This is a genomic window from Paenibacillus sp. FSL R7-0272, from assembly GCF_037969905.1.
GTDB lineage: Bacteria > Bacillota > Bacilli > Paenibacillales > Paenibacillaceae > Paenibacillus > Paenibacillus polysaccharolyticus.
The window spans coordinates 1,204,509-1,222,444 of sequence record NZ_CP150221.1 but is presented as its reverse complement, the minus strand read 5'-3'; the positions used below and the strand labels follow the sequence as shown (position 1 = coordinate 1,222,444).

At 45.5% G+C, this 17,936-nt stretch carries 15 protein-coding genes; 3 read left to right on the top strand and 12 right to left on the bottom strand.

The window, feature by feature from the left end; all coding sequences use genetic code 11:
* Positions 1 to 209: 209 nt before the first annotated feature.
* The 3 genes from MKY23_RS05235 to MKY23_RS05225 are packed head-to-tail and all read right to left on the bottom strand — an operon-like array spanning position 210 to position 3,540.
* On the bottom strand, positions 210 to 1,367 hold the full coding sequence (locus MKY23_RS05235; protein ID WP_090917677.1) for a hypothetical protein: 1,158 nt from the start codon (positions 1,365 to 1,367) through the stop codon (positions 210 to 212).
* Entirely contained in the window at positions 1,364 to 2,830 is a 1,467-nt protein-coding gene (locus MKY23_RS05230) for a HAMP domain-containing sensor histidine kinase (protein WP_339835982.1), read from the bottom strand. Before MKY23_RS05230 ends, MKY23_RS05235 begins: the two co-directional genes overlap by 4 nt.
* Positions 2,827 to 3,540, bottom strand: a complete 714-nt coding sequence (locus MKY23_RS05225) for a response regulator transcription factor (protein WP_090917674.1) — start codon at positions 3,538 to 3,540, stop codon at positions 2,827 to 2,829. The genes MKY23_RS05230 and MKY23_RS05225 overlap by 4 nt, the downstream gene beginning before the upstream one ends.
* A gap of 211 nt (positions 3,541 to 3,751) precedes the next feature.
* Here MKY23_RS05225 and MKY23_RS05220 point away from each other — a divergent pair, with 211 nt between their 5' ends.
* Together MKY23_RS05220 and MKY23_RS05215 are read left to right on the top strand one after the other, a co-directional pair.
* Positions 3,752 to 4,228 carry an RNA polymerase sigma factor gene (locus MKY23_RS05220; RefSeq protein WP_090917672.1) on the top strand — a complete coding sequence of 159 codons (477 nt, stop codon included), beginning with the start codon at positions 3,752 to 3,754 and terminating at the stop codon, positions 4,226 to 4,228.
* Between the two features lie 277 nt (positions 4,229 to 4,505).
* On the top strand, positions 4,506 to 7,256 hold the full coding sequence (locus MKY23_RS05215; protein WP_339839220.1) for a chitinase N-terminal domain-containing protein: 2,751 nt from the start codon (positions 4,506 to 4,508) through the stop codon (positions 7,254 to 7,256).
* A gap of 670 nt (positions 7,257 to 7,926) precedes the next feature.
* Here MKY23_RS05215 and MKY23_RS05210 read toward each other — a convergent pair.
* The 6 genes from MKY23_RS05210 to MKY23_RS05185 all read right to left on the bottom strand — a co-directional run bounded on the left by MKY23_RS05210 (position 7,927) and on the right by MKY23_RS05185 (position 13,377).
* Positions 7,927 to 8,187 carry a hypothetical protein gene (locus MKY23_RS05210; protein ID WP_339835977.1) on the bottom strand — a complete coding sequence of 87 codons (261 nt, stop codon included), beginning with the start codon at positions 8,185 to 8,187 and terminating at the stop codon, positions 7,927 to 7,929.
* A gap of 592 nt (positions 8,188 to 8,779) precedes the next feature.
* Complete coding sequence (locus tag MKY23_RS05205) at positions 8,780 to 9,352, bottom strand: hypothetical protein (RefSeq protein ID WP_339835974.1); 573 nt, start codon at positions 9,350 to 9,352, stop codon at positions 8,780 to 8,782.
* 233 nt (positions 9,353 to 9,585) lie between these two features.
* On the bottom strand, positions 9,586 to 10,398 hold the full coding sequence (gene phnE / locus MKY23_RS05200) for a phosphonate ABC transporter, permease protein PhnE (RefSeq protein ID WP_154890680.1): 813 nt from the start codon (positions 10,396 to 10,398) through the stop codon (positions 9,586 to 9,588).
* A complete protein-coding gene (gene phnE, locus MKY23_RS05195; protein ID WP_260510943.1) occupies positions 10,395 to 11,252 on the bottom strand; it encodes a phosphonate ABC transporter, permease protein PhnE in 858 nt (285 codons plus the stop codon). The genes phnE (MKY23_RS05200) and phnE (MKY23_RS05195) overlap by 4 nt, the downstream gene beginning before the upstream one ends.
* Positions 11,249 to 12,046 carry a phosphonate ABC transporter ATP-binding protein gene (gene phnC / locus MKY23_RS05190; RefSeq protein ID WP_090917664.1) on the bottom strand — a complete coding sequence of 266 codons (798 nt, stop codon included), beginning with the start codon at positions 12,044 to 12,046 and terminating at the stop codon, positions 11,249 to 11,251. Before phnC ends, phnE (MKY23_RS05195) begins: the two co-directional genes overlap by 4 nt.
* Before the next feature lie 344 nt (positions 12,047 to 12,390).
* A complete protein-coding gene (locus MKY23_RS05185) occupies positions 12,391 to 13,377 on the bottom strand; it encodes a phosphate/phosphite/phosphonate ABC transporter substrate-binding protein (protein ID WP_339835970.1) in 987 nt (328 codons plus the stop codon).
* Between the two features lie 276 nt (positions 13,378 to 13,653).
* Between MKY23_RS05185 and MKY23_RS05180 the strand changes: the two genes are divergently transcribed.
* A complete protein-coding gene (locus tag MKY23_RS05180) occupies positions 13,654 to 15,276 on the top strand; it encodes a bifunctional UDP-sugar hydrolase/5'-nucleotidase (protein WP_339835967.1) in 1,623 nt (540 codons plus the stop codon).
* A gap of 133 nt (positions 15,277 to 15,409) precedes the next feature.
* On the opposite strand, the gene MKY23_RS05175 is transcribed toward MKY23_RS05180, so the two are convergent.
* The 3 genes from MKY23_RS05175 to MKY23_RS05165 all read right to left on the bottom strand — a co-directional run bounded on the left by MKY23_RS05175 (position 15,410) and on the right by MKY23_RS05165 (position 17,886).
* A complete protein-coding gene (locus MKY23_RS05175; protein ID WP_339835964.1) occupies positions 15,410 to 15,724 on the bottom strand; it encodes a hypothetical protein in 315 nt (104 codons plus the stop codon).
* Positions 15,725 to 15,843: 119 nt separating this feature from the next.
* The gene (locus MKY23_RS05170; RefSeq protein WP_339835961.1) at positions 15,844 to 17,205 is read right to left on the bottom strand and encodes an MATE family efflux transporter; all 1,362 of its coding nucleotides are present in this window, start codon (positions 17,203 to 17,205) and stop codon (positions 15,844 to 15,846) included.
* Between the two features lie 258 nt (positions 17,206 to 17,463).
* Entirely contained in the window at positions 17,464 to 17,886 is a 423-nt protein-coding gene (locus MKY23_RS05165) for a MarR family transcriptional regulator (protein WP_090917655.1), read from the bottom strand.
* Positions 17,887 to 17,936: the final 50 nt, after the last annotated feature.

The window sequence follows — 17,936 nt, the reverse complement described above, 5'->3', positions numbered from 1 at the left end:
CTCACTTTATTATAGTGCGCAGATGTATCGGGGCAGGACGCAGTTGTATCCAACTTGTAACATGTCAACACAAAAAGCCCTGCGGCAGAGCGTACAATGCTTGTCCGCAGGGATATATGTTCTTTCTAATATCTGAATAAAACTAAGGCTGTGGCAGCAAATTCTCTACATGAATCGACCTCTCGCTGGGTAGTGCTCCTGTCATAAACCTACCATGCCTTAAAGCTAAAACGATACAACTCACTCTTGCTGGCGGTGCTGCTTGCCATGAACAGTTCTTCCTCAAACCATTTCAGCTTGATAAAATTGTTGATATTCCGGTAGATCACCGTATCAGAGGACAAGTTCTGATCATTGAGGAAGGCAATATGAAGCTCATTTTTCTGATTTTCCAATGTATTCAGATAAGCAATTCGGGATTCGTCCGCGCTCAGATCAAAATTCCAGAATGTGCCCTTGGCCAGCAAGTTCAGCTTATTTTTTTCCACCTGATATCGATATAGTCCCTGCACCTGATTCACTTCACCCTGAAAGATCATATCCCCATTTTTCAACAGATGGTATTGCTGGATATCCTTCGATCTCAGGTATAAGGACACGTCCGGATTTTTCTCCAGCGACACACGATAGACGGCAAAATCATCCTTGTGCATGACCAGAACATAAGCCTGCTTCATATCCTGACTAATCTCAAAACTGTCAATAACGATGTAATTCTTGCCCGATTTATCCTCATGTGTCTCTACTCCGACTTTCTTCATCATGACCTCATCGGAAAACAGGATCTCTTCTTTGCCCGTTCTCAGATCGGTCTGAATGAAACCACGATCATCATGACTGATGGATGTGTCGTTACTGAGAAACTCCCTGAAATAGGAATGTTCCTTGCCCAGTTTGGTTCGTTCACCACTTTTCATATCGTATATAAAAGCCGTGCGTTGGGCTTGTCCCGAACGATACTGAGCATACATCAGCTTGGTTCGATCCGGGCTCAGTACAACGCCAAAATCCGTGTTGCCACTGATCTCTTTCACCTGGTTATCATCCAGATGCAACTTGAGCAGCCGCAGTCCTGTATACGAACGTTCGGTACTGTTAACAACAATCGTATTCCGATCCCCCATATCAAAATCGTAAATAACAAAATCATTCGGAATTTTAGTCGCTGACTCGATTTGGATTGTACTGCTCGATGGGGGCGCGAGACGACTGTTGAATTGCTCACCAGGCAATATCACAGTACGTGGTTTAAGGTGACTCATGCTGAACAGGCTGCCAATCCCGAATATCCCCCCGACAAAGGCAATGAGTAGCCCGGACAGCATCAGCTTATCGCGATGTTTACGCCAAAAGCCGGTATATTTCATGTGTTTCGATCCCCCGGCAGGCGGATATGGACTTGCGTCCCTTCCCGCATGATGCTTTTCATCTCCACTGTTCCTCCATGACGCTCCACAATGTTTTTCACAATCGACAGCCCCAAGCCGGCGCTGCCTTTTTCGACACGGTTCATGCCCTTATCCTGGTAAAAGGGTTCAAACACATGATTCAGGGCTTCTGCACCAATGCCTTCACCCTGATCTCGAATCATAATGGCAATAGACTGTTCTTCCCGCGAGGACTGCACTTCAATGATCGAATTCACATCACTATACTTGACGGAGTTATCCAGTACGTTCAGGAATACCTCTTTCAGCTTGTCCCGATCCCCCCGTACATATAGCTCTTCTTCAAGTTCATAATGAATGCCGATATTGTATTTGCCTGCCTTGATCGACATGTCCTCACACGCTTCCCGAATAACTTCCGAGACGTCAACCCGTGCAAAACGGTAGTTCTCAATCACTGCCGAAGACACGGACACTTCCAAAATATCCGCAACCATCGTATTCAGACGACGGCTTTCCTTGATGATATAATTCATGCCCTTGTCGAAGAAATCCGGGTCGGTGAATCCATTATCCCGCAAAATCTGTGCATAGCCCAGAATAGTCGTCAGCGGTGTTTTTAATTCATGTGTCACATTGTCAAAAAAAACTTTGCTTCGTGCCTGTACTTGTTTCACTTCGTCCCGTTCTCGCTCAATCACATCGATCTGCTCTCTTACCCGGTCAATCATGACCGTGAAGCTCGCCGCCAGTTCCCCAATCTCATCCTTCGTGGCAATTTGAATATCCGCATTCAGGCTACCTTGGGCCACTTCGGCAGAACGTTTCGTCAGCACACGAATCGGCTGTGTAATTTTCCGGGAAATAAAAATCGAAGCAATGAAAACGAACACAAATATCGTCGCTGCGAACAGCTTAATTGTATCCTGAAAGCGCATATTGCGCCGGTAAAGATCCGTATAATCCTTTTCGAGCTGTACAATGCCGACAAGTTGCTGGTCACTCTGAATCGGAAAAGAAAGGCTTGCGACAACCCGTCCTTGATCCACTTTTGTCGTATAGGCAATGCGAGATTGCATCGCTTCTCTCAAATCCTCTATCTCTGTATGTTTGACCAGCTTCCCTTCACTGGTGCTGGAGCCATACATAGAGGCATCGGGACGATAGAGGGTAATTTTCCCACCCACAGCAGAGCCAATCTGCTCTTCCAACTCCCGGCTGCCTGCTTCCAGCGAATCTTTGCTGATCCGTTTGTTATGGATGAGAAAGTACTGATTCAGGGCGATATCCAGATTTTTTTTGGATTGCACCATATCCTCTCGCACTTCACGGTACATATTCTCTTGAGCAACCTTGTTGGACAGAATCAGCAGTGCCGAGAAACCGATAAAAACGATCACCGAGAACAGCACAACCATCTTGAACTGAATCGTCCATTTCATGTCTGCACCTGAATATTCAGCTTGTACCCTACGCCAAATACCGTTTCAATCATCGATATGCCTTGATCGCCGCTGTCCAGCTTTTTGCGAATGCGCTGCACATGGATGTCCACGGTACGCGTATCTCCTGCAAAATCAAATCCCCACACTTTGTCCAGCAGCTCTGAACGTGTATGTACTTTGCGGTGGTGGTTCACGAGAAAGAGTAGCAGATCATACTCCTTGTTGGTGAGCCCTGCCCGTTCCCCGTCCTTCCACACCTCGCGCTCATCCTTACGAATCTCGATATGTTTGCCTAGTCTAACGACTTCGTAAGACTGGTTCTCCAGCGTTTCGCTGATGAGATCGATCCGGCGGAAAATCGCCCGGATGCGGGCAACCACTTCGCGGATATCAAAAGGCTTTGTAATGTAATCGTCAGCCCCTAGCTCCATGCCAAGCACCTTGTCCAGCATATCGGACTTTGCCGTAATCATGATTACCGGGATTTTGGAATTCACAGACAACTGTCTGCACACATCGAAGCCGCTCATATCGGGCAACATCAGATCCAGTAGAATCAGATCAGGCCTCGACTCCCGAAGCAGATTCAGTCCTTCTCTACCGGAAGCCGCCTCCTTGATCTCGAACCCTTCCTTGCGAAGCGAATAGGACAATATATCGCGAATGGACTCTTCATCTTCGATGATTAATATCTCTTTTGGTCTCATAATACATTCGTAATCTCCCTGCTCTATGAATTTCATCTGTCTATATTCTGTATCCCAAGCCGACTGCTTGAACAGAGGAAATCAAGAAATGTTACAACTCCGATACAACTCTGAACCTTTTGGAAACAACCTCCCGCTATACTGGCATTAACAGAACGCCAAACGGACCGGAACCAAGGTTTGATCCATATCCAAGGGGGATTCACATCTTATGAACCACACACAGATTAACGATGCTTACATTAACTATAAATCAGAAATCACCAGGTATCTATCCCAAATCGTCAAACAGCCGCAGGATGCGGAAGACTTGGCGCAGGATTGTTTTATCCGTCTCATGAACGTCACTGTCCATATTCCTGAAGACCGAATTCTCTACTATCTTAAACGCATCGCCCGTAACCTGGCTATGGACAGCTTTCGCAGACGTACCCGGACCTTACGCCGAGACAGCCGGCTGGAAACCCCTGCCCACCATGTTGATACTCCTCAGATGGAGATTAATGAGGGGGTTAACGAAATTGTCTCCCATATCCACAATACCGAGCATCGCAAAATTTTGGAGCTGCGCCTGATCCATGGGTATTCCATTAAAGAAACAGCCCAGATGGTGAACCGCAGTGAAGGCATGATCAAATCTTCCGTTTTCCACGCCGTCAATCGTATTCGTGCCAAAGTCATCTCGTAGAGATGGCTTTTTTACTTTGTGTTCCCCTACTCCGTTATCCACCACATTATTATTTCCATTCCTGTAATAACCAATAATCCAAATGACCTATTCATATGCCAAAATGCCTAATTTTACAAAGTTCGATCTAATTTTTACATTTTGTTATGACTATGTGAGATTTTCATGTGGTAGAATATGGACGAACTCATGAATCAACTAATATTTGGGAGGGATTTGGTTGGGTAAAATGAAACGTTTGCGGGGAGTTTGGTTAAAATCACTCCTGGCATTATCCATGGCTTTGCCACTTCAGATCGGATTATGGAACGGAGATGCTTCGGTTCATGCGGAAGGACCGACAGACCCGGCACCATTCATTCAAGCCAAGGTCGTTAACGAGAACGCTGGCAAGAAAGTGTTGTTCGACAATTCACACGGTCAGACTGCCGGAGCAGCCGATTGGGTTATTGATGGTGGCTTCTCGGATTTCGGTAATGCTCTGGCGAACGACGGTTATTATGTGAAAGAACTGCGCAAAACGACACCTTTTACCTATGATGATCTGAAAGAATACAACGTATTTGTCATTGCAGAACCTCAAATTCCTTTCAAAACGTCTGAACAGGCAGCATTGAAACAATATGTTGAAACTGGCGGAAGTATCTTCTTCATTGGAGATCACTACAACGCTGACCGTAACAAAAACCGCTGGGATGGCTCTGAAGTCATTAACGGCTATCGCCGCGGTGCATATGAAGATCCAACCAAAGGCATGAGCACAGATGAGCGCAATTCAGCAGCCATGCAAGATGTAACCAGCACGGACTGGTTGTCCGATAACTTCGGCGTACGTTTCCGGTATAACGCACTCGGGGATATTAATGCCAATATCATCGTACCTGCGAATCAAGCATTCGGCATTACCGAAGGCGTATCTGCTGTAGCGATGCACGCAGGCTCCACGCTGGCGATCACAGATCCGGAGAAAGCCAAAGGTATTGTGTACTTGCCAAAAACGAATGCCAAATGGAATAACGCCGTTGACCAAGGTGTATATAACGGTGGCGGTATCGAAGAAGGTCCATATGTGGCTGTATCCAAACTGGGTGCAGGTAAAGCGGCCTTCATCGGTGACTCTTCCCCGGTGGAAGATGCATCCCCGAAATATTTGCGCGAAGAAACAGGCACACGCAAAACGACATATGACGGCTTCAAAGAAGTCGATGATGCTGTATTACTCGTGAATACGGTAAACTGGCTGGCGACACAAGAAAACTATACTAAGCTGTCCGAAGTAAACGGCCTTACATTGGATACAGCTACAGCGCTGTTACCATTCGAGGAGCCAGCGGCTTCCACTGAACCGCAAGCTGAACCTTGGGCTGCGCCTGCGGCCGGATACAAGTGGTATGATCGTTCCACGTTCAAGCCAGGCTCTTATGGCGGCCCTGCATCCAGTGCTAACGCAGCTTACAGCTTCGTGAAGCAAGATACATTGCCGAATGCCGAGGACTTCCAGATTCGTGTGGTTGTAGAAAATATGGCTCCAAACACTACCGTTTCCGGGTACAGTGCAGGTATTTATCTGACGGGTGGAACACAGGTAGCTATGATCCAGAATGATAGCGGAACATGGCCAACTTCATACGGATACAGCTCGGCGTTTAGTGTAACGTCAGATAGCAAGGGACGCGGGATCAAAGATCTGAATGTACGCATCAAACCAGGCACGAATGGCAACGCCAGCTTACGTCTGCGTCTGAACGGTAGCAACCTGATTACCAGTGCGGTAAGCATTGCTAACGTACCGGCACAGCCACTACCAGAAGAACAAGGTCCAATTCCAGCAACCATTAGCGTTGCCGAGGCACGCACCAAAGCGGCTGGCACTACAGTTACCGTTGAAGGTGTTGTCACAACGAAACCGGGTTCTTTCGGTGGACAAGCCTTCTATCTTCAGGATGATACAGCGGGAATCTACGTGTTCCAGCACACGAGCGGATTCGATGTAGGTGACAAAGTGAAAGTGACTGCACCCACAACGATCTACAACAGCGAGTTCGAATTAACCGATGTGGTTGCGATTGAGAAAACTGGAACCGCTTCTGTTCCAGCTCCAGCGCTGGTTACAGCCATAAATGATGCGAATCAAGGTCAACTCGTTCAATTGAAAAATGTAACAGTTCAGAACATCATCAGCGCTACACCAGCCGGTTCATTTGAATTTGATGCGGTAGCTGCGGACGGGACAAGCACACATGTGCGTGTGGATACGCGTACCGGTGTGAGTGAAACGACTTTCCCTTATGTTGCTGGTGACAAGATTGATATCACAGGTGTGTCTGCCATTTTCAAAGATGTCTATCAATTGAAACCAAGAAGCTTGGATGACGTTGTAGCTTCGGAAGAACAAGGTGGAGGCGAAAACCCTTCTACTCCAGCCGAAGGAGCGCCGGGTAAACCGGTGCTTTCTTCCGATAACGGACATACCACCGGGCTGTCTGATGGTTCATTCAACGTTAGCATGAATCTGTGGTGGGGTGAAAATGCCACCGAGTACAAGCTGTATGAGAACGGTGTCCTTGTGGATACGCAAAAGTTAACAGCAACTTCCCCTTCTTCACAGTTTGCTAAAACGGCGATTAAAGACAAAGCGAACGGAACCTATACGTATGTTGCCGAGCTGATCAACGACAAAGGCGCTACTCGCAGTGACGAGTTAACGGTTCAAATTGCGAACGCGGCTCCAGGTAAAGCCGTTTTGTCTCAAAACAACTGGGACGGCGATGGCAACTACACCGTAACGATGAACCTCTGGTGGGGTACCAACGCAACCGAGTATCGCCTCTATGAAAATGACGTACTGATCGATACGCAAGCATTGAACGCTGCTACACCATCTGCTCAAATGGCAAAAACCGACCTGAGCGGTCGTGCAAACGGAACATACACGTATCGCGCGGAACTGATTAATGCTGCTGGCGTAACTAACACGGAAACCGTCACGGTACAAGTCAGCAAAGCAGCTTTGCCTTTGGCGAGCTAGTTTAGAGGTAAGAGTAAATTTAGAAAGTAGAAGTAAACACACCGAAAATGAACAGAAACTTAGGCATAACGTAGATCAAACCGAATATAGTAACCACCAATAAAAACGAATGCAGGAACGAAAGTTAGTAATACCGTAAGTAGAAATGAAAGTAGTAACGTAAACCATAACGAAAAACCGAAACCACCCTAACGGCCAGGAAAGAGGCTGCGGTGATTTCGGTTTTTTTAGTTTTTTTAGTCTTTTGTAGGTCTTTGCAGTTTTTGGAATGCTCTATTGTAGTTCTATTGTGGTTTTATTATGGTTGCATGGTGTTTTCATTTCTAACGTACCTTTGAACCAAGCATTGAACCCCCACTCCCTCAGCGCTAACGATCCTGAGAGAGCTTATTTGCCCCTTTTTCCCACATTTAAAATTCTAACGATCACCAGCAACGCTATTTGGCTATTTTTCAATATTTCGAGAGATAAATCGGGCAATTTGCAACAAATAACGTCTGTGCGGATCGTTAGAATTTTAATGCAGACTTTTTTGGCTAAATAAGGCTTCTGGTGATCGTTAGCGATTCAAGCTAGGTTCAACAGTACCTTGCCCCCTCAATCCTAGAGAGTTAACTCACCTACTTGTACACATCTCTCTACACTTTCGCTACACATAACGTAAATCAGCTCATCTCAGTCGAGGTTTCTCATAACCGTCCCTTACAAAAAGAATACTGTTCCACACCGCACAATAAGCCGAAAAGGCCAAGATACCAATGACAAAAATAAGGTTCATCTGCGTAAATGAAGCGCCGCTACCCATAAAAATAATAAGAATTGCACTGAGTCCGATATTTTCCCGGTTATGCTTTTTAAACTTCTGAAAGATCATTCGGTACAGCAATATAAGCACCATAAAGACGATCCATATCAAATAAAATTTTTCCATAGTATAGTTACCTCCTTGCAAAAAGGTCAACTTTAACGTTAAAAGTTAACGTGTCGAGCCATATATCCAACATCATTATGTACGTTCCAACTTGTCCAGCAGCTATATTCATCAGGGCAACTGACTTCTCAAACCTCTTCGATTTACTCACCGGCGCTATCTATTCATCTCGCAACTACTGCAATTGTAACACATACAATATTCTAATTTTACCAATATATCTAATTTCTAAGAATGAATGAACCACATAAACCCAAGTATCCAGGATGTACTAAACAGATACACGATAATTTTAATGAACACATATTCTTTTTTTCGCTTAAGGAAATATATCACCATAACAACAAATGGGAACAGCGTTAGCGCCATGTTCAGTATGATACGGGTCCTTCAGCAATACTCAGAATGCCCTTTAGAATCAACAAAATAATCCGTATAATAACCCACGCCTCTTTGAGCATCGGTATCTTATACGGGTAAATGAATGATAACTAAAAATTCTTGCGAGCGGGAAAAAATATGTATAGTTAATTCCGACTCATCTACCTACAATAAGACTCATTTGTACAATATATTTCTTTGCTCCTGTCCATTACAACTGTGTTACATAATTATCTTCCGCTCGGCCCCTAAAAGTTAGCTTAACATCCGTCTCAAATGTTGTATTAACAAATGGTTTTACCTCGTTTTTTTCTATATCTCCTTCTTGTATTTTTCTCATATAAACAACGGTTCGTATGACTTCGTGATCGGTCCGGCTCTCACTCTCCTTCTGGTCTATGACATAAGGCAACTGTTGTTCATCAATAATTTGCTGCACTTGACTTCGAATCTCCGATTGGACATGTTTCGAAGGCGTTCTAAAGAAGTCTTGAATTGCGCTTTGGTTAAAAATTACTATAAAATACATTACAACAGATGCTATAAAACAAACGATAATGGTTCCAATTATTCCTGACTTCTCCTTCTTGTTAAGTACATACACCGCGACAACAAACGGAAGAAGTGTTAACACAAGATACAAGAGAGTATGACTTGCTGGAGGAACGTCAAAGATAATGAGGCCTTCGTCTCCAGATAGCATCAATAGCATTATTAAATAGCCAAAAAGCCATCCTCCTCCAATACTCAATATCGATGCAATAATAGGTAAAATAATTCTCAAAATGAAATTCACCTCCTTCTCATATTAAAATCGGAATAAATTACAAATAATTGAATAGAGAATTAAGCAAATTGTACAACTATTTTTACAAATTATTTCAAGTGAAAAATTAGGCAACTACCAACATATAACTACATTTAGAGCTTGTTGATTTAAAACCAACAAAAAAGACTATCCACTGCCGTATCATCCAGCAAAAGATAGTCCTTCTCTCCACCACTTCATTCCGTTACCTAAACCAGCTTCTTCCGAATATAACCCGAGATCAGGTCAATGATCGTGATCATCACGATAATGCCGAGCAGAATAATACCGACACGCGGCCAGTTACGTGTGCTGAGTGCAAAGATCAGCGGTGTTCCGATCCCGCCTGCGCCGATCACACCGAGGATCGTGGCAGAACGAACATTAATTTCGAACCGATACAATGTATAGTTCAGGAACCCCGGGATAACCTGCGGCAAGATGGCAAACCAGAGCTGTTGCATCCGGGTCGCTCCGGAAGCCAGTAACGCTTCGGACGGGCCGTAGTCAATATTTTCAACCTCATCCGCGTACAGTTTACCCAGCATCCCGATCGAGTGAAGTCCGAGGGCTAACACTCCTGCGAATGATCCGGGACCTACAGCCTTGATAAAAAGCAAAGCCATAATAATCTCGGGAAATGTACGGATGAAACTAAGCATCATTTTACCCGCCCCAGAGATCGCCCGATGGCCACTCATGTTCCGTGCAGACCAGAAGGCAAACGGGATACAAAGCACAGCGGAGATCACAGTACCCAGCACAGAAATCGCCAGAGTATCCAGCAGTCCGCGCAGCAAATCCTCGCCTTCCGGCAAATATACGAAATTCCAGTCGGGCGAGAAAATACCCGCAATAATAGCTTTCATGATCTGTCCGGCAGTTTCCTTGAATCCGGTAAAGGGTACACCCGCAAGCGCCCACGCATAGACCAGAATTAACAGCAGAATGATAAGCCAGCGCAGCGGATTTTTCCGTGGTTTGGGTCTTGGCCGAATACGGCTCGCTTCATTTTTCATCATAACAATTTCTCCCGCAGCTTAGTGCTCACATAGTCGATAATCAGAACGATGGCCAGTGTGAAAATAATAATGGTATTCGTCTTGTCATACTCCAGGAATCCAAGTGTAGCTTCATAATAAAGTCCGATACCACCCGCTCCGACGAGTCCAAGGATGGCGGCGGCACGTACGTTAATTTCGAAGGCATACAGTACATAAGACGTAAACTGAGCTGCCAGTTGCGGCACGACACCATAGACAATAAGCTGAATTCGGTTCATGCCCACAGCGGTCATCGCTTCAAGCGGTCCTTTGTCAATCGTCTCCAGCGTTTCATAGGTGAGCTTGGCGATCAGACCTACCGAGAATACAGCCAGTGCGAGAATACCCGGTACCGGCCCCAGACCAAATACAGCAACGAACAACGCAGCAAGTAGCAAGTCCGGGACCGTACGAATCAGATTTAATAGAAAACGTGCCGGATAGTAGATCCAGCGGCTCGGCGCCAAATTACCTGCACAGATGATGGAAATAGGAATAGCAATGATTGCACCGATGGTTGTCCCGAGCAAAGCCATACGGATCGTCTCCAGCATGCCCTGTACGATATTGTCAAAATAACTCCAGCGCGGCGGAAACATCTCCTTCAGCAGCTTCCACATCTCCGGGCCACCCGTGAACAGTTCTGCAAAGCTCGCATCCGTCTGCTTGGCGCTCGCCCACAAGAGTAGCACAATGATGACTAATGTCAGCAGATGTTTGGTCTTCCCCGGTGGTTTGGGGCGATTCACGATCTGCTTCGGGCTTGAACCAGGTTCCTTGCCTGCACCTGAGCGCCCTTCATGTTCAAGTGAAACGTTGGATTGTCCTTTCATACCAGCACTTCTCCCTGCTCATGCACAGCCTGCTTGTCCAACAACTCATCCGCCAGAATCGGTCTTCCGTAAATTTCAGCAAAACGCTCATCCGTCGCTTCTTCCACCGGACCATCAAATACAACCTCTCCTGCCCGCAAACCAACAATACGTGTCGCATATTCTCTCGCCAGATCAATAAAGTGCAAATTAACAATCGTTGTAATGCCGAGATCCTGATTAATCCGTTTGAGGTCATCCATGACCTGTTTCGTTGTCAACGGATCGAGTGAAGCCACCGGTTCATCGGCCAAAATAATTTTGGCTTCCTGAGCGAGTACACGGGCAATCGCCACACGCTGCTGTTGTCCACCAGACAACTGATCTGCACGAGAGTAAGCCTTCTCCGAGATATTCACCCGATCCAATGCATCAAAGGCCAGTTCCACATCCTCTTTCGGAAAACGACCCAAAATGGTACGAAGTGTGGAATGGTACCCCACCCGACCAGCCAGTACATTGCGCAACACGCTGGATCGTTTCACCAGATTAAAGCTCTGGAAGATCATGCCGATATCCCGGCGGATCAGACGCAAGCGTTTGCCTTGCGCCTTGGTGATGGAACTGCCGTTAATCAAAATTTCACCTTCACTAATATCATGCAGCCGGTTGATCGACCGCAGCAATGTGGATTTGCCTGCACCAGACAAACCGACCACCGCGATGAATTCTCCCTGCTTAAATTTCAAATTTATGTTATTGAGGCCTTTCGTGCCGTTTGCATACGTTTTGGTCACGTTGTGAAGCTCAATCATCGCGTTAATCCTTCTTTCATCCATAATATTTATCGATATAAGTTGAACTAAAGGATGATTTACACAGGCACTTCGATGACAGAATAACCTTACAATCGCTGTTATCCCCAGATTTTTTCATTCCCTTTTCTCAAGGGTAAAATCCGGTGATAAAGGCGAACGCTCCGCTTTTCCAGGTTTTTTCTGCCCTCTCCGTTGTTGTGTAAATTAAAAGTTCGACATATATCGTTTCCGCTGTTCCCTAGCAGAAACTTATAATAACGGCACAAGCCAGAACAGCGTCAATTACGCTGAACTGGCCTGTTCACTGTGCAAAGTCACGAATGGCTTGTTGGAACGAAAAACTACTCGGTTTTCACTTTCTCGTTATACTGGCGAACGATATCGAACTTGCTGTCATCGGACTCCACATAACCTTCGTGCGTGTAGATTTCTTTGATGATCTTGTGACCTTCTGTATCTTTACCGATATCGATGAAGGCTTGTTTGATCTTCGCTGTCCAATCTGCGTTCATGTCGGTACGAACGGCGATCGTATCGTTAGGAATAGGCTCAGTGAAAGCAAGTACACGTGTATCTTTGAACACATTCGGGTAGTCTTTGGAAACCGTGTTACGGGCATCCTGGAAAATAGCTGCTGCATCTACGTCACCGTTCAATACGGCAAGAACAGCTTGGTCATGGCCTTTAACGGTTACAGGCTGTACATCCTTGAGCGGATCAATGCCGCGATCCAGCAACAAGGCTGCAGGCCATACATAACCAGCGGAAGACGTTACGTTCTGGTAAGCCATTTTCTTCCCTTTCAGATCCTCAACCGTTTGGATCGGGGAGTTTTTTTTGACAATAATCATCGATTTATACGAATCTGCCAGTTGCTCTGTCGGAGCGCCAGTCTCATCATTTACACCGAAACGTTGTGCTTGCAAAATGACTTGTGCTGCTCCTTTTTCTTTCGCAAGTACATAAGCCGTCGGAGGCAGGAAACCTACATCTACTTTTTTGGAAGCCATCGCTTCGATAATCGTGTTGTAGTCCGTGGATACGCTGACTTTTACCGGAATACCCAGCTTGTCGCCAAGCAGTTTTTCCAGCGGTTTTGCTTTTGCTTCAAGGGTGTCTGCATTCTGTGAAGGAACGAATTGCACTGTCAGTTCCGTAGGTACATAACCTTCAGCGGTTTTGTCTTTCTCTGCTGTGTCGGTTGATGTGCCGGACGCGCTTGAATTGGCTTCAGCGCCGTTTGACGAATTGGATGTAGCATTAGACCCACATGCACTCAGGAACAGTACCAAAATCAACAATGGTAAAAATAAAGCAGACTTCTTCAATCGAACACCCTCCAAAAGTTTTTCTGATTTTCAATACTTGTCTACTATAATTGGCAAATATTTGCGTGATGTGAAACGAAATTTGGAGTTTTGTAAAGTTTCCTGGCAGGCTGTCAACGTGACATTCTTCTGTTAAAATAGGCTCATTATGGTCGATGAATTCGGAGAAATTACGCTTGGATTAAGGCTTTACACCCGTTATTCAGGCTAGTTCTTCTGCTTCTTTCTACGGTTTATGCCATATATCTAAACTTATATATTAGAGGAGATTGTAAAATGACACGCATTCCCCCTACGACAAACTTCGATATCTTGTTCACAAGTGACCTTCACGGAGCAATTCGCCCGATCCATTACAATACCAACGCATATCGTCATGCCGGTCTTGCTTTGCTGGCTTCCCTGATTCGGCAGGAACGTGAACGTTCGCCTGAATTACTGCTAATCGATAATGGAGACTTGCTGCAAGGCTCCCCTCTGGCTTCTTATGCAGCTTCTCATGGCTCCAAAGCGCAGACTCATCCTTTTATTCACGTCTTAAATGAGCTGGGATATGATGCAGCGGTCATGGGTAATCATGAGTTTAACTATGGTCAGGAATTGCTGCGCGATGCGGTGGAAGGTTCCTCCTTTCCTTGGCTGTCTGCCAATATTGCAGAACTTCCGCTTGTCCCTGAAGGAGCAGCCATTCCGGCTTTTGGCGAACCGTATCTGATCAAGACACTCTCTAGTGGTGTAAAAATCGCCTTGCTCGGTGCAACCACCCATTACATCCCCAACTGGGAGCATCCAAAAAATATTGAAGGGCTGCATTTTATGGATGCGATGGATACGATTCGTACTTGGGTGAAGTACATTCGGGAACATGAACAACCCGATGTGCTGGTGGTCAGTTATCATGGGGGATTCGAGTGTGATCTGGAGACGGGTGAACCCGCGGAGCGCTTAACGGGGGAAAATCAGGCATATGCCATCTGCCGAGAGATTGATGGCATTGACGTACTACTGACGGGTCATCAGCATCGCCAATTGACAGGCGAAATCCATGGAGTAACTGTAATTCAACCAGGGTTTAATGGCAGTGGACTCGGTCAAGTGTCTGTGCAACTTCAGCAATCGCCGGACACGGGCAAATGGGTGGTAACGGAGAAAAAAGCGAAGTTGCAGTTGCTTGAGGATTACCCTGATCTAAGGCCTGATCCTGCAGTAATGAAGCTAACTAATGAGCTGGAAGCTTCGGCACAAACATGGCTGGATCAGCCGATAGGCGAAGTAGCCGGAGACGGGGATTTATCGATATCCAGTGCCACCCAGCTACGGCTGCAGGCGCATCCTTTTATTGATTTTGTACATCAGGTGCAGATGGAAGCAACCGGAGCCCAGCTTTCCAATACGGCTATGCTTAGCGAAGAAGCTCGTGGTTTCGGCAAGCAAATTACGGTGCGGGATGTGTTATCAAACTTCATTTATCCCAACACTCTAACTGTGCTTGAACTCAGCGGAAAGGATATTCGGGAGGCTTTAGAGCAGACTGCACGTTATTTCGAACTGAACATATCCGGAGAAGTGGTCGTAAATCCGGCGTATATGCAGCCCAAACCTCAACACTACAATTACGACATGTGGGCTGGCATCGAATACGAACTGAACATCTCACAGCCTGTAGATAGCCGTGTGGTGAAGTTGGAACGTGATGGAAAACCGCTGGAGATGGATGGTACATACTCCGTCGTGATGAACAGTTACCGCGCGGCAGGCGGTGGAGATTATGCGATGTATCCGGGCAAAAAGGTGCTACACGAAGGCGCCACGGACATGGCCGCACTGGTGGAAGACTTCATTCGCAGGCACCATCCGTTACAAGTTCGGGAAGTGAATAACTGGAAGGTCACCAACTGAAGTTTGGATTGTGAGAAAACGAGAATTAGACGAGTACGTGAAAAAAGACGGAGCCGGCTTTATCCGGTTTCGCCCTTTTTACTTTTTATGGAACGAAGACTATGGAATCAGTAGTAGGATCTACATTGCCCTATTAAAACAATGAATCCGAGAGAAGCAGTACAATGAGAAAAGCCCCTAACCAGAGCAGAAACAAATTTGCAGTTGCGGTTGCCCATTTGCTTTTGCCAGAATGATAGAACGCCCAGCATAATAAGGAAGCTAACACACCAATGGGATACGTAGCCATGAGGACCGCCGCAATTGTATCTAACAATGGATGTGCACCTGATTCCCGATAGGCATATAAATACACACTCATGATCAGCACAACCGGATAAGGCAAGAGGGTTATTCCATAAATCACATTGAAGAATATAAGCCGATATGCAAGTTTGGGATTTTTCAAAACAGATGGACAACCTCCTTGTGAACAATGAACTCATTTCAGTATATCCACCTGTTTCTATCACGTAATGGTATATTTTACCATTAAAAGCAATAGTATATATCCATGTACATCTCCTTTCAAACAGCAACCTGTTTGTGCATTCTATTCACGCGTCTGTAGTGGTAAGCAAACAGGATAAGTCCCAGCGCACTTGTAATGATCTCCGTTACTGTCATAGACCAGATGATACCTGTAAGGCCATAGAATTTATGGAATACGATAATTACCGGAATAAACAGCGTACCCTGACATATCGCCATGACATTGGTCGGGATGCCTTCTCCCGCTGCTTTGAAAATACCTGTAAACAATCCTGTTAATCCAGTGAACAGAGCAGAGATCAACATCGCTACCAGAATTGAACTTCCCGCCTCCAGTACGGCTGCATCCGAAGAGAATAACCGAATGACAGGTTCCTTGAACATATATACAACGCCTATAAACAGAACACCAATACCGATGATATACAGCGAAGCCTGCTTATACGTGGCTTTTAAACGACCAAACTTCTTACTCGCGAAACTGTGTGCCACCAGTGGGATAATCCCCATAAAGATCCCCATTGCAAGAAACTCGGGAAGCTGTACAACCCGTAAAGCAATACCGAATCCCGCGACTACGCTTTCTCCATAGATCATGGCATAATGGTTCAGTAACAGCGTAGATACGATTAGAAAAGAGGTCTGTAGCAACTCGGAAACTCCGATTTTGAATACTTCCATCTGGTCTTTGACCTGAAGTTTCCAATGTCCCAGAAACCCTCTCAAATTCTCGCTGCGGCGGGACAAAAACCAAACATAATAGGCCGCAGAACACGCATTGGCTAATACAATGGATAATGCAGCTCCAACCACATGCCAATTCAATACTAGAATCAGTAGCACATCCAGAACGATACTGGCTGCGATGCTAATAAACATGCCGATCATGGATTCTTTCGAAGCTCCCTCCGATCGAACGAGCTGTTCCAGTGTAAAATTGAGAATAACGATAGCCCCGCCTGCCAAAAGTGTAATGGCATATTGACTGGTGTATTCATATACAGCCTGATCCGCTCCCAGTCCCTGAACAATAGGTGAGATGAACAACCAGGCGATCAGGGCAATCAGTAAACCAATGCCCAAGCTGGAATAGAAGGAGTATCCTGCGACCCGTTTTGCTTTTTCCTGCTCTCCCGTTGCCGCTAAGCGTGTAATGAATGTGCCACCGCCAACCCCGAACATATTGCCAAAAGCCATTAATACCGTAAAGATCGGCAGTCCCAGCGTAATGGCGCTAAACATGCCCGTATCATGAACCAGACCAATAAAAAACGCATTGATGAGGTTGTATAACGTTCCCGCTGACATACCAAGCATCATCGGAATGGACAAATGCATAATCGACTTGTGGACAGGCGCTTTATCCAGATAATAGGAGTTTGAATGTTTTTCTTTCATGTTAACTTCCACCTTTCTTAACCCTTTAACAATTAGATTTCTAAGTATTTGTTTAAAAAAATACGAATCGAAGTTCATAATATTCTGCAAAGAAATATACAGCTTGATGCATTTACGTTCATAATTACATTTACAGCTACATTTACAATGACAGCTACATTTACAACTTGATTAATAGAACATTAATAGTTTGAATTCTAAGTTTTTGCTGAAGAGCAGTTCATCTGCTCTATACATCCCCAGTTACCGTAATCAAGCTTATAAATTCTGATTCACCTTGGTCAGCAAACGCATCAATGTTGCCTGCTCTTCATCCGTCAAACTTTTCACAATCTCGTTCTCCACGGTCGCAAACATCTGCTCTATATCTTGAATCACCTGCTCGCCCTTCGGCAGCACGTACAGATTCTTTTGCCGCTCATTATCCGCTGGAATTTTACGAACGATATAACCGTTCTTCTCCAGTCCCTTTAACATACTTGTAATCGTTGCATCTCTGCGGTTGAAGACGTCAGCCAGATTTTTCTGAATCAATCCTTCGTCCTGATGCTCGTAGATATATCCAATGATTCTTCCTTGCTGTGCGTTCAATCCCAGTTCGTTAACCTGCTCATCGGCTTTGCGTTTGATCTTGATGCCGATCGTCTGAAACAGATCCGAATACGGCGTATTTTCGCGCATGAATTCTCTCCTTCCTGTTTTTCTTTCTCTTTAATTTGTTTCATCACTGT